At 42.5% G+C, this 12,992-nt stretch carries 9 protein-coding genes; 3 read left to right on the top strand and 6 right to left on the bottom strand.

The window, feature by feature from the left end:
• Positions 1-10: 10 nt before the first annotated feature.
• Positions 11-1,201 carry a phosphoglycerate kinase gene (locus tag B4Q04_RS03735; protein ID WP_013993085.1) on the bottom strand — a complete coding sequence of 397 codons (1,191 nt, stop codon included), beginning with the start codon at positions 1,199-1,201 and terminating at the stop codon, positions 11-13.
• Positions 1,202-1,343: 142 nt separating this feature from the next.
• Here B4Q04_RS03735 and B4Q04_RS03730 point away from each other — a divergent pair, with 142 nt between their 5' ends.
• Both B4Q04_RS03730 and B4Q04_RS03725 read left to right on the top strand, forming a co-directional pair.
• On the top strand, positions 1,344-2,495 hold the full coding sequence (locus tag B4Q04_RS03730) for an ATP-binding protein (RefSeq protein ID WP_088696030.1): 1,152 nt from the start codon (positions 1,344-1,346) through the stop codon (positions 2,493-2,495).
• Positions 2,496-2,557: 62 nt separating this feature from the next.
• The gene (locus B4Q04_RS03725; protein WP_088696029.1) at positions 2,558-2,956 is read left to right on the top strand and encodes a DoxX family protein; all 399 of its coding nucleotides are present in this window, start codon (positions 2,558-2,560) and stop codon (positions 2,954-2,956) included.
• Between the two features lie 56 nt (positions 2,957-3,012).
• Here B4Q04_RS03725 and B4Q04_RS03720 read toward each other — a convergent pair whose 3' ends face one another.
• The 5 genes from B4Q04_RS03720 to B4Q04_RS03700 all read right to left on the bottom strand — a co-directional run bounded on the left by B4Q04_RS03720 (position 3,013) and on the right by B4Q04_RS03700 (position 11,335).
• Positions 3,013-3,522, bottom strand: a complete 510-nt coding sequence (locus tag B4Q04_RS03720) for an OmpH family outer membrane protein (protein ID WP_013993082.1) — start codon at positions 3,520-3,522, stop codon at positions 3,013-3,015.
• A gap of 378 nt (positions 3,523-3,900) precedes the next feature.
• Positions 3,901-4,731, bottom strand: coding sequence for a class I SAM-dependent methyltransferase (locus tag B4Q04_RS03715; protein ID WP_088696028.1), 831 nt, complete (start codon positions 4,729-4,731; stop codon positions 3,901-3,903).
• Positions 4,732-5,529: 798 nt separating this feature from the next.
• Complete coding sequence (gene mnmG / locus B4Q04_RS03710) at positions 5,530-7,398, bottom strand: tRNA uridine-5-carboxymethylaminomethyl(34) synthesis enzyme MnmG (protein ID WP_013993078.1); 1,869 nt, start codon at positions 7,396-7,398, stop codon at positions 5,530-5,532.
• Positions 7,399-7,461: 63 nt separating this feature from the next.
• Entirely contained in the window at positions 7,462-7,881 is a 420-nt protein-coding gene (gene ybeY / locus B4Q04_RS03705) for an rRNA maturation RNase YbeY (protein WP_088696027.1), read from the bottom strand.
• Positions 7,874-11,335: a cell envelope integrity protein TolA gene (locus B4Q04_RS03700; protein ID WP_088696026.1), complete on the bottom strand. Its 3,462-nt coding sequence runs from the start codon at positions 11,333-11,335 to the stop codon at positions 7,874-7,876. Before B4Q04_RS03700 ends, ybeY begins: the two co-directional genes overlap by 8 nt.
• Positions 11,336-11,467: 132 nt before the next feature.
• Here B4Q04_RS03700 and gltX point away from each other — a divergent pair, with 132 nt between their 5' ends.
• Entirely contained in the window at positions 11,468-12,976 is a 1,509-nt protein-coding gene (gltX, locus tag B4Q04_RS03695; RefSeq protein ID WP_088696025.1) for a glutamate--tRNA ligase, read from the top strand.
• Positions 12,977-12,992: the final 16 nt, after the last annotated feature.

The following is a 12,992-nucleotide window of genomic DNA, read 5'->3' as shown; positions in this document are numbered from 1 at the left end:
AACGCCTTTACTAGCCCTTTATTGCAGCAATACCGGGTAGTGTTTTTCCTTCTAGGCTTTCTAACATGGCACCTCCACCGGTAGACACATAACTTACCTTGTTCTCAAAACCGAACTGTTTTACGGCCGCAACCGAATCACCTCCACCTACAAGTGAAAATGCCCCATTTTTAGTGGCCTCATCAATAAAATTCCCTACGGCTATGGTTCCTTTTGCAAAACTCTCCATTTCAAAAACACCGATAGGTCCGTTCCACAAAATGGTCTTTGACTTCAAAATGACTTCCTTGAAGATTTCCAAGGTTTTTGGACCGGCGTCCAATCCTTGCCATCCGTCAGGTATTTTAGTGACATCGACTATTTGGGTATTGGCATCATTGGCAAAATCGTCAGCTGCCAAAACATCAACAGGAATATGAACTTCAACGTTCTTTTCCTTGGCCTGCTTTAGAATATCCATTGCCAAGTCCATTTTATCGTCTTCGCAAATGGAGTCCCCAACGTGTCCTCCCTGGGCCTTGATGAAAGTATAGGTCATTCCCCCACCGATAATCAAGTGGTCAACCTTGTCCAAAATATTCTCGATAATGGTAATCTTTGACGAAACCTTAGCTCCCCCTAAAATTGCAAGAACCGGTTTTTCACCCGTTTGCATCACTTTATCGATAGCTTCGATTTCCTTGGCCAATAGTAGTCCAAAACATTTCTCTTCCGGAAAGAACTTGGCTATAATAGTGGTCGATGCGTGGGCCCTGTGTGCCGTACCGAATGCATCGTTGATATAAATGTCTCCCAACTTTGAAAGTTGCTCGGCAAAGGCTTCATCGCCCTTTTCTTCCTCAGCATGAAACCTTAGGTTTTCCAATAACAAAATTTCGCCCGGCTTCAAGTCGGCAACGGCCTTTTCGGCCACCTCACCAACACAGTCGGCTACGAATTTTACGGTTACGCCAATAACATCGGAAACCGTACTGCAGATATGCTGTAAAGACAGATCCGGATTGCTTTGTCCCTTTGGCCTTCCTAAATGGCTCATCAAAACAGCGCTACCGCCATCTTCAAGAACCTTGATAATAGTAGGTTTGGCCGCTTGAATCCGGTTGGAATCGGTCACATTGAAATGCTCGTCCAACGGAACGTTGAAGTCAACGCGAATTAGGGCTTTCTTATTTTCAAAATTAAAGTCGTTTACAGTTTTCATATCGTGCAGTTTTAGAGAGTCGCAAATGTAATAAAAAGGATGTTAGACTGGTAACCGAAAACCATTAGACTTATAGATATTAACCATATTTAAGAAGTGGCCCACCTAAGAATGTATGTATTAAAAAAGTTATCTTTGGGCCATGCTATTCAACACTATTTTAGGGCTATCGCACATTAAGAACCATTTGGCCACTAGCGCAGATGCTGGCCGAATTCCACATGCCCAATTATTCGTAGGGCCCGAAGGCTCGGGAACCTTGCCCATGGCCATTGCCTACGCCCAGTACATCATCTGCGGAAACTCAGGAGGGGAAAACGACGGAAGCAACGAAAGTTGCAACCTAAAATTCGGTTCGCTTTCGCATCCCGATATGCACTTCGCCTTTCCGGTATCGAATTCCGACAAGATAAAGAGCCATGCCGTGAGCGATCATTATATGGAAGAGTGGCGCAAATTCGTAAAAGAACAGCCCTATGGCAACCTTTTCGATTGGTACCAATTGATCGGTATAGAAAAAAAACAAGGCCAGATCGGGGTTGACGAAGCCCAAGATGTGGTTAAAAAGCTCGCCTTGAAATCGTACGAAGGCGGGTACAAGGTCATGTTGATCTGGATGGCCGAAAAAATGAATACCGCGGCCGCCAACAAACTCTTAAAATTAATAGAGGAACCCCCCAATAAAACGGTTTTTATATTGATTGCCGAAGACGAAGAACAAATTATACAGACCATACGTTCACGCTGTCAAGTATTACATTTTCCCCCACTGGCCGAAGAGGTAATGGCCAATGCCCTAGTCGAAAAAGGCGCCCTAAGGGAAGAAGCCTTGCGTATTGCCCATGAGGCAAACGGCAACTTTAACAAGGCCCTTGACCTCATGAACTCCGACTCAGAAGATTTGGTATTTGAAAAATGGTTCGTGCAATGGGTACGTAGCGCCTTTAAGGCGAAGGGCAACAAGAGTGCCATTCAAGACCTGATCATGTGGAGCGAGGAAGTGGCAAAGACCGGGCGCGAGACCCAAAAGAAATTTCTACTCTATTGCCTTGCGGTAATGCGACAGGCCATGCTTATTAATTTCAATGCCGACGAGCTTGCCTTTATGAAGGTTCACGTAGATGGTTTTAGCCTTGAAAAATTTGCTCCCTTTATTCACGAAAACAATATCATCACTATTACACAGGAGTTGGAAGACGCCATATATCATATTGAACGCAACGGAAATTCGAAGATTATCCTTACCGACCTATCGATAAAATTGACACGTCTTTTACACAGAAAAGCGGCCTAGTCTGTGCTATACTACGGAATTTTTGGTAACTTAATAGCAACCAACCGTATAACCAAGCCAGTATGGACACTTTTTTTCACTTTATTACCGAAATATTGATATTGATTTTTCTGATTATCGTCTTTATTCAAAGCGGTATCGATAAAGTATTTGATTGGAAGGGAAACCTCACATGGCTACAAGAGCATTTTTCAGATACACCTCTTCAAAAACTGGTTCCGATCTTATTGGGCACATTACTCCTAATGGAAATGGCCTCGGGCATCCTCTGCGCCGTTGGCTTATACCAAATGCTAATTATGGGGGAAAGCCATGTTGCCCTATACGGAAGCATATTATCGTGCATAACCTTGCTGATGCTGATGTTCGGTCAGCGTTTGGCCAAGGACTATGAAGGAGCGAAGACCATAGCCGTGTATTTTGTCCCTGCCATCTTTCTGGTATACATCTTACAGAAATAAAAAAAGCGTGCTTAGGGCTATTCCTAAGCACGCTTTTAAGACCCTGAAAGGCCTTATTATTTTTTCTTGTACTTCTCGTTCAGTAAGCTAACAATTTCGCTCGTTAGGTCGTTTGCATCTTTTCCATAAAGCACTGAACCGCCATCGCCGCCACCAAGTATGTAGCTATAGCCATTGGCTTTTCCGTACGCCTTGACTTCTTTCTTTACCTTGCTGATGATACTATCCATCTCGGTCTGCCCTTCTAATTGCAATTGTTGGTCTTCTTGCTGCAATTGCTGCCCGATCATCTGACCTTTTTGCTGCATCAAACCGTACTCTTCTTGCGCCTTTTGCTGCGATAGTTTTTGAGCCTTTATTTGGAAAGCCTGGGCTTCTTGCTGAAAAGCTTGGGAAATACTGTCTCTTTTCTTGGCTAAAGCATCGGCCTTAACTTTAAAATTGGCTTCAACGTCAATCTTTTCTTGATACTCTTCCATCAACTTTACGTTGTCTACAAATCCGATCTTTTCTTGTTGGCAAGAGGCCAATACCAAAATCGCCAATACCCATACTACGTTTTTCATAATTCTGTTTTATTTAAAATCTGCTTTGGTTGCTTCAAACCTGAAATCGAAAAAATTATTTGTGATGAAAGTTTATCGACCCATTCGAAGTTGGGCAAAAATAGAAAAGCTTTTCTAATTCACGAGAACTATTTTTTTTATGTGGACCCAAGACATGGTTCTCCATAAAATCCCTTCCCATCATCAAAATTACAGCAAAAATAGCAGCATAAACAATTCCTATGACATCTACAAGTGAGTATCAGAAAAAGCTATAAAAAACAAGCTTCTCAAATGCGCTCATTTAAACGATTAAAAATGAATCGACCCAATACACGTCAATTGGGTCAAAACGCCATTAAATCGCTCGACAATCAATTCTAACCTTGATTTTAAGGTCTAAGCTTCCTTTTTTAGAATGTATATCAATGAAGATGCCTGTCCGTTGAACAAGGCGAGGATATTCGACCACAGGCCAACACAAAATGCCCTAATAAAGTTTTGCTTGCCTGTTTTATATTTTTCGGAAAGCATGGACACATAGAACGAATCGAACCACATCGGTTTGATCTTTATCAATTTCATTTGATGCGAAGCAAACTTACCTTCGATAGCTTCACGCGAAAAATGCCACAAATGTCTGGGCACATCATAAGCCGCCCAAAACTCTTTATAGAACTTTGCGTCCTTGGATTTAAAATTTGGAACGGCAACAACAAGAACCCCGTCCGTTTCCAAAAGTGACAATATGGTCTTTATTTGATTATCGAGATCGGGTAAATGTTCAAGGACATGCCAAAGTGTAATGACCTGAAATTTGTTTCCGGCGACAAAAGACAGATCGGAAACCAGTTCCATTTTTTTTTCGCGCGATCTCATACGCGCATCAAGACTGGGTTCTACCCCATCAACGGACCACCCCCTACTTTGGGCATGCAATAAAAAATCGCCCGTACCGGCACCCACATCTAATAACGTTTTGTTCTTTTTTGCATAACGGCCGATCAGGTTTACTTTATTCCATAAACTAAACTTTTTGACCGCATGGTACATCTTATCCAGAGTAGACTTTCTGGAATCGGTGTGTGAGATATAGGCATCACTCTCATAATATTTTTGAAGATCTTTCGGCTGCGGTTGGGTCACCAACATTTGTAGATCTTCATCTAAAAGCAATTCAAATTCTTCACCGCTAACGGAGAAATCTTTAGTTCTTAAAAATGGTTTCATTTTAGTTCTGCGTGGTAAGGTATTCTTTCTTGAGGTAACGAAGATAATTTAAAACAACGGCTCTGGAAAACGATTTTCTACAAAGACCATCCTTGACCAAATTTGGGTATACTTCCATGGCCGTATATCAATTTTCATTTCGAACATTTGTACCACAATCCTGTAAAATTTCATCAGCATTTTTCAAAAACCAAATCTAACCGACATTGTTTTTCGTCGGGACAAAGTTTAAGGCTCCATTCGATTTCCCTACTCCATAAAGTGGAAAAAAAATCAATTCTCCCCCCTCCTCTTCAAATGAAACATCGTTATAAGCATTTTCATAATTCAACTCAAACTTGGCATCTACATAATCACAAAATTACTTCTCTTTTTGTTTCGCCAAGGATGAACCTATTCTGTTTTGAAAGCGACCGTTTAAATTCTTTCGCACCGATGACTTGATGTATTTTTTAAGGATGGCCCCATTCGAACAGGAAGCCAGGAGGGAAATAAAAGCAGACATGAAATCCCCCCAAAAAGTAATTTCATTGCTGCAATTTTCAATCTAGTTTTTATCGCCACAAAAATAAAATTCAACACAATTTTCCGCCTAAGAAAAACGTTCATAATACAAGGCCGCCTGGTTGTTAAAACAGCTCGACCCAATAATAGATTTCTCTGGTTCTATTTATTTTTTTTAAAGGCCTTAAATAAAAAACCTCGCCCGATTAAGGCAAGGCCATCTATATCCTCCAACCGATTTTCATTGGTGTCCGGAGGAAACCATCATTGTTCCACGTGGAACAATCAAGAAAATTATCTCCCCAAATACACCAAGAGAACACTTATATCGGAAGGGTTAACCCCACTCACCCGCGCCGCTTGTGCAATGGTAACAGGCTGTATAGAGTTGAGCTTTTCACGTGCTTCGTACGACAAGGATTTCAACTTTGAATAGTCAAAATTTTTGGGAATTTTTACGCCTTCCAAACGCAATAATTTATCGGCATTATGTTTTTCCTTCTCGATATATCCTGAATATTTCACTTGAATCTCGGCCTGCTCCATCACTTCCCTATCTAGATTATGTTCTTCTACAAACCCGGAAACAGCATCTAATTGAAGCATGTGCTCCATCGTAACTTTGGGTCTAGAAAACACCTTGAACATCTTATCGGATTGTTTCACTAAAGCGGAATTCACACTGTCCAAAATGGGATTAATTTCTTCGGGGCGTACACTTGTTTCCTTAAAAAAACTCACAAAGGCATCGGACTTTTTCTCCTTCTCCTCCATTCGCTTTAAGCGATTTTCCTTCGCCAAACCAATCTCAAAACTACGGGGTGTCAATCTCAAATCGGCATTATCTTGACGCAACAGCGTTCGATATTCAGCCCTGGAAGTAAACATTCGATAAGGCTCTTCAGTACCCTTTGTAATTAAATCATCGATAAGAACCCCGATATAGGCCTCATCCCTTTGTAGTATAAAATCTTCCTTTTCATTGATTTTAAGATGGGCATTTATACCCGCCATCAAGCCTTGGGAAGCTGCCTCTTCATAACCAGTTGTACCGTTAATCTGTCCGGCAAAATATAAATTCTGAACAAGCTTCGTCTCTAGCGTATGCTTCAATTGCGTAGGCGGAAAATAATCGTATTCTATCGCATAGCCCGGTCTAAAGAATTTTACATTCTCAAAGCCTTTTACCGATCGCAAGGCCTTGTATTGAACATCTTCAGGAAGGGATGTAGAAAATCCATTTACGTAGACTTCTACCGTATTCCAACCCTCTGGTTCGACAAAAATTTGATGGCTATCCTTATCCGCAAAACGATTGATTTTATCTTCGATGGAGGGACAATATCTCGGTCCGATACTTTTAATTCTACCATTGAACATGGGAGAACGATCAAAACCTTCACGCAATAAATCGTGAACCAAAGCACTGGTATGCGTCATATGACAATCACGCTGTGTTGTAAGAACCGGTGTATCTAAATAGGAAAATTTTTCGGGAACCACATCTCCTGGTTGGGGTATCATCACCGAATGATCTAAAGAACGGCCATCGACCCTAGGTGGAGTTCCCGTCTTCATTCGACCACTTTCAAAGCCTAAATCAACCAATTGTTCGGTAATACCGGTAGCAGCTTTCTCTCCTGCCCTACCACCTCCAAATTGCTTTTCCCCGATATGGATCAAACCATTTAGAAAAGTTCCATTGGTCAACACCACGGCTTTAGAGCGAATATCTATGCCAAGCGACGTCTTTACCCCGACCACCTTATCCTTTTCAATAAGTAGTCCGCCAACCATTTCCTGATAGAAATCTACATTAGGCGTACGCTCCAATGCCAATCGCCATTCCTCTGCAAATCGCATTCGGTCGTTTTGCGCCCTTGGACTCCACATAGCAGGGCCCTTAGATTTGTTCAGCATCTTAAACTGAATGGCCGATTTATCGGTAATTATTCCGCTATATCCACCCAAGGCATCAATCTCACGTACAATCTGCCCCTTGGCAATACCGCCCATGGCAGGATTACAGGACATCTGCCCAATAGTTTGCAAGTTCATGGTCACCAACAAGGTTTTTGAACCCATATTGGCAGCAGCGGCAGCAGCCTCTGCTCCGGCATGACCTCCACCAACAACAATTACATCATATTCTTCTCCAAACATTCTACACTCTCTTAATTACATGAAACCATGTCAATCCGTTAGAAACGGACGGGCATATTCTTCCTATTGTTCCACGTGGAACATTGCCATTTTTTCTTCTTCCTTAGTACGCATCAAACTGGCTTCCTCATCCGTCTTATCCTTATAGCCGAACAGATGCAACACGCCATGTGCCATAACCCGGCGCAACTCTTCTTCAAATTCGGTGTTTAAATCCTGGGCATTGTCCCTGACCCTATCGACCGAAATAAAAATGTCACCCGCTATGGCTTTATCCTCAGTATAATCAAACGTCAAAATATCGGTATACGTATCGTGCGAAAGATATTTTTGATTCATATCCAAGAGCTCTTCATCAGAACAAAAAATATAATCCAATTGCTCTAAGGAACCCTGTTCGGACTCAATAAGCTGTTCTAACCAACGGCTATATTTTTCTGGGTTCTCCAAAGAAAAATCAGTATTAAAATGAAAGTCAATCATTGCTCTTAAAATATTCTTTTACCTTATTTTGAAAATTGTGGCGCAAAGGTAGTGCTTGTCGGTTTAAAATCTCAATTTCATCCCGATAATTCTCTAATACTGAAGGCTTGGAGGTGATAGGGTTTTTAAACTGATTGGTATTGGTGTTGCTCTCCCTTTCGGACTTCTTCCCTTGCTTCAAGGTAGCATTCTCCAATTTCAACATTTCGTACTGAATGTTATTTATTTTCGAAAGACTTCGCTGGGTCACCCCGTTTTCCAACAGGTCATTTTCAAAATCTTCCATTTGCTTCACCAGCTTCTGGCCCAACTTCCTGTCGCCGGAATTCATCATATCCTTCAACTGCTGCTCCAACTTCTCCCGCAACATTTGCTGTGTTTTATAAATTTCGTAAATCTCTTTAAGTTCTTCTTCCGAAACTTGGTTAGAGTTCCCGCTCCCCTGTCCACCATTGGCTCCGGACTTCCCACCGTTCTCTCCTTCTCCATTCTTTCCTTGTCCCTTTCCCTTAGGGTCTCCTTGGTCACCACCTTGACCTTTACCCTTCTTCTGGCCTTCTCCTTCTTTACCCTCGCCCTGTTGGCCTTGGCCCTTCCCCTTTTGTCCTTGACCTTGGCCTTCGCTCGGTTTTCCTTGGCCTTCCTTTCCCATGCCTTCCATTTTCTCCTTAAGCTCCTGCTGGCCCTTGATAATATCTGGAAGTTGAAATTCCTCTCCTTCACCCTGCCCTTTACCGGACATCATACTTTCTTGCATATTGTCCAATATCCGAGCTAGAAAATCAGCTAAGCTATTCGATGCCGTAAGTACATATTTTTGATAAGATACACCTTGGTATATTTGATTCTCGGCCACGCTTTCCAAAGTCTTGTCGATATTGTAATACACCTCGGTGATTTGCTCATTTACAAATTCAGAAAGTTCGGCACGACGCAACGACAAGGCAAATAAGCTATCGTCAACATGTTCGAAAAGATCTCGTAATTCTTGTTGCTTACGGATGCTATTCGAAAACTGTGAGGTGTTGGCATCGACTTCCTCCAAATTTTCATACAAGCGCTCTTGCTTAAAACTAAAGGTAACTAGGTTATCTAAAATTTGTCGGAGCATTTCAGCATCTTCAGTAATGGAAGACCCCCCACCTCCAGCGGCCGCCTTAGATAAGGCTTCACTCATTTCCTTCATCTTTTGGGCTGCCGATTTTTGCTTCTTTGTGGCCTTTTCCCCAGACTCTTTCGGTTCTCCGGATTGCCTCTCTTTCTCTAACTTTTCAAGGGCATCCTTAGCTTCTTCCTGATCCTTTTCAACAGCTTCCTTCTTCTGTTGATCCATTTCTATACTCATTGGTTTTTTAAGATCTTGATTGTCCTTTTCCAACTCTTCAAGTTCTTTACCCAACTCGCTAAACTTCTGGTTCAACTTTTCCTGCTCTTCAAGCGATTTGGCTTCTGCCTTTTTTTGTGCTTCTTTTTCTTGTTCTTCGGCCAATTTTTCCAACTCCCTCCCTAACTGGTCCGCCTTTTCCGTAACATAATACCGTTTGGTCAATTCCAATAATTGCTCAAGGTTTCGCTCGCTGTTCTGTTGTTTTTTACCTAGTTCTTCGAGCTTCTTCGCCAATGATTGCTTATCAATTTTGTCAGCCACCTTATTCAATTCCTCCAGTAATTTTTCATTCTTTTTGGCCTCCATCTCCTGCCGTTCCAATCGCTCTTGCAACAACTGGTTCAACTTATCGTCCTTGTCCCCCTTGTTCAGATTTTCCTTTAACTGCTTCGAAAACTTTTGCATCTGGTTCTCTTGCAGCTGTTGTTTCCTAAGGAAGTCCTTGATTTGATTCTTATCATTAAAATTCAGTTGTTTTTTTTCCTTCTGGTTCTCGTTCAATTCCTTTAACTCGGTCTTTTGCTCCTTGAACTTGTTCAGCGATTTATCCAAATTATTAATAATGGCCTGCTGCGATTCCAACTCCTTATTTTTAAGCTGGGCTTCATCCAACAAAGCCAAAGAAAAGACTTGACTCTTACTACTCTTTCCTTTATGGATCGCGTCATTATCGGTGGCCTCAAAATAAAAGCTATAGTCTACCCCAGATTTCAAATCCAATCCCGAGGGGAAGGTATAGTAAAACTGATCAAAATTGGTCTCAGGTGTAGATATGGCGATACTTTGTCGGTCTTCAGGCTGGGAAGTCGAATAGCACACGAGTCTCACCTTACTCAACCTATAGTCATCGGAAGCCTCACCCACATAATAGGCCACATTGGGATTCAAGCTATCACGTATCTGCTGTACTTTAATTGTCGGATAGGCATCTCGAATTACCTTGAACTTATATCCCAATCTCTCATAATCACTCACATTACTGTTCGATGTGGTAATCTCATAGGCCAGATCGCGATATATACTTTTAGATAGTGTGAAGAATTGCTTCGACATCGTAAAATCCTGAACGGTGTCCTTGGTCAACAACCGTATCGATTCGGTGTTTTTTCCGATGACCTTCCACGTTACCCTTGTACCTTCCGGAAAGGTAGCGTTGCCCGTACTTTTTAGGGTTTCGGGAGGCATGTTCAAATAACTCGGGTACTGCAAATTTACCTCAAAGTCCTGTACGGTCGGTGTTCTCAATACCTTTAGGGTATATTCCCTAGAACGCACACCATTTGCCGTAAAAGCGAAACTCATATCACCTACCGGCGCATCAAAGGTATACTGGTAACGGCCACCAAATTCTTGTAAAACCGATTGCTTTCCATCGATTTCAATATAAACCATCTCAGGACGCACTTCCCCCTTGGTCATCACTTCAATGGTCAAGGACTCGGTGTCGAGTACACTCAGGTCATTGGATAAAAGGTGAAAGCTAAAAGGTGCTGGGGGTTCATAGGCCATGTTATAATTTACGACCCGATCCGCAGATCCGAAAAAAGGCCTAAGGTTGCCGGTAAGCCACATTATCAAAATCACAAGTAACGGTATACCCAAGTATTTGAGGTACTTCAGGTTTTCGCGAAAATCCACCGCCTTGGTAAAGGGCACGACCCCCATCTGCTGGCTTCGCTGTTCTATACTGGCCAAAAGCAACTCGGAACGATCCTTGTCCTCGCCCAACTCTATTAGGTTATACAACTTATCCCCTACCTCGGGAAAATGCTTTCCGATCAATACGGAGGCTTCCTTCTTGTCCATTCCCCGCTTTAACCTAAAAAGATAGAACAAAGGCGTTAAAATGTATTTAAACAACAATAACAGTTCCACGGCTATACACCCCAACAAAAGCAGCAAACGTCCCGTAGAATTGAGCCAAAGCATGTACTCGATGCCCAAAACCACAAAAAAGAAAAGCAAGCCCAAGGCAATAAACAGCAAAATGCCTTTAACCAGCATCTTGGTATAGTACTTTCTAACGAAAGCGTTGAGCTTGTGAAGTATGTTCTGATAGGCGTTCATAGATTGTAAAGATAAGGAAAAAAGGGCCTGGGCTCTTAGAAGCGGAATCAGGCGAATATAAGCGCGGTTTAAAGCTTATACCTTTGGGAGCTAGGGCGCTTTTTATACCTTTACGGCATAAATATTTTAGCCATGAGCCAAAGAGTACGCGTACGTTTTGCACCCAGCCCTACAGGGCCCTTGCACATCGGTGGTGTCCGCACTGCCCTATTCAATTATTTATTCGCCAAAAAACACGGTGGCGATTTTATATTAAGAATCGAAGACACCGATCAGAACCGCTATGTAGAAGGTGCCGAACAGTATATTATCGATGCCTTGAACTGGTGCGGACTCGCTTTTGACGAAGGTCCGGGATTACAGGGTGACCATGGTCCCTATAGGCAAAGTGAACGCAAACATTTATACAAGGAATACGCGGAAACCCTCATTGCCAAAGGAAAGGCATATTACGCCTTCGATACCTCGGAAAGCCTTGATGCCCACCGCAAAGGTCACGAAGCGGAAGGCAAGACCTTTATATATAATTGGCACAACCGACTGAAACTGGACAATTCTTTATCATTATCGCCAGAGGAAGTCAAAAACCGCTTGGAATCCGGTGAAGACTACGTGGTACGTTTTCTTACCCCTCCAGATGAGAAGTTGCATCTAAAGGACCTTATTCGCGGAACGATTGAAATCGACACCAATATCTTAGACGACAAGGTTCTTTTCAAAAGCGACGGTATGCCTACCTATCATCTCGCCAATATTGTAGATGACCATTTAATGGAAATTACCCATGTCATTCGGGGTGAAGAATGGTTGCCCTCTTTGGCCCTACACCAACAACTCTATGATGCCTTTGGCTGGAAGGCCCCTGAATTTGCCCATTTACCGCTCATTATGAAGCCGGTAGGAAAAGGTAAACTCAGCAAACGCGATGGTGAAAAGTTAGGCTTTCCCGTCTTCCCCCTAAGTTGGAAGGAATCGGAAGGCTATAAGGAAGCCGGATATTTTCCGGAAGCAGTTGTAAACTTCTTGGCCCTTTTAGGCTGGAACCCTGGTACCGAACAGGAGATTTTTAGCCTTCAGGAATTAATCGACACCTTTAGCATAGAACGCGTGAACAAATCAGGGGCACGATTTGATCCTGATAAAACCAAGTGGTACAACCAACAATATCTTCAAAGTAAAGATGACACGGAATTGGCCGCTCTTTATGCCGAAATCTTGAAATCAAAGTCGGTGGCAGTCGATGACAAACCCAAGGACTATATTGAAAAGGTCGTTGGCCTGATCAAGGAACGCGCCGTATTCGTGTCGGATTTTTGGGATTTATCGGATTATTTCTTCGAAGCCCCAACATCTTACAACGAAAAGGCCGCCAAAAAACAATGGAAGGCCGATACCCCTGACATTTTAAACCGTTTGGTATCAGTACTAGAAAGTATAGAGGACTTTAGCTCGGCACATGTTGAAACTACCGTAAAAGCATGGATTGGAGAAGAAGAACTATCCTTCGGTAAAGTCATGCCGCCCTTGCGCTTGGTCATTGTCGGCGATATGAAAGGTCCTCATTTGTTCGATATCATGGCCATGATCGGAAAAACGGACAGCATCGCCCGTATTCAAAAGGCGATGACCGCTTTAGCATAAATTATACCCACTATAT

The sequence above is a fragment of the Zobellia sp. OII3 genome, assembly GCF_002211465.1.
GTDB lineage: Bacteria > Bacteroidota > Bacteroidia > Flavobacteriales > Flavobacteriaceae > Zobellia > Zobellia galactanivorans.
The sequence above is the reverse complement of the archived record's forward strand: the minus strand, read 5'-3'. Positions and strand labels throughout refer to the sequence as shown.

Bases quoted from the DNA above. Each gene is read 5' to 3' on its own strand.
- B4Q04_RS03715 (WP_088696028.1), bottom strand. From the start codon at position 4,731: ATGAAACCATTTTTAAGAACTAAAGATTTCTCCGTTAGCGGTGAAGAA.
- B4Q04_RS03735 (WP_013993085.1), bottom strand. From the start codon at position 1,201: ATGAAAACTGTAAACGACTTTAATTTTGAAAATAAGAAAGCCCTAATT.
- mnmG (WP_013993078.1), bottom strand. From the start codon at position 7,398: ATGTTTGGAGAAGAATATGATGTAATTGTTGTTGGTGGAGGTCATGCC.
- B4Q04_RS03730 (WP_088696030.1), top strand. From the start codon at position 1,344: ATGCTATTCAACACTATTTTAGGGCTATCGCACATTAAGAACCATTTG.
- B4Q04_RS03720 (WP_013993082.1), bottom strand. From the start codon at position 3,522: ATGAAAAACGTAGTATGGGTATTGGCGATTTTGGTATTGGCCTCTTGC.
- B4Q04_RS03725 (WP_088696029.1), top strand. From the start codon at position 2,558: ATGGACACTTTTTTTCACTTTATTACCGAAATATTGATATTGATTTTT.
- ybeY (WP_088696027.1), bottom strand. From the start codon at position 7,881: ATGATTGACTTTCATTTTAATACTGATTTTTCTTTGGAGAACCCAGAA.
- gltX (WP_088696025.1), top strand. From the start codon at position 11,468: ATGAGCCAAAGAGTACGCGTACGTTTTGCACCCAGCCCTACAGGGCCC.
- B4Q04_RS03700 (WP_088696026.1), bottom strand. From the start codon at position 11,335: ATGAACGCCTATCAGAACATACTTCACAAGCTCAACGCTTTCGTTAGA.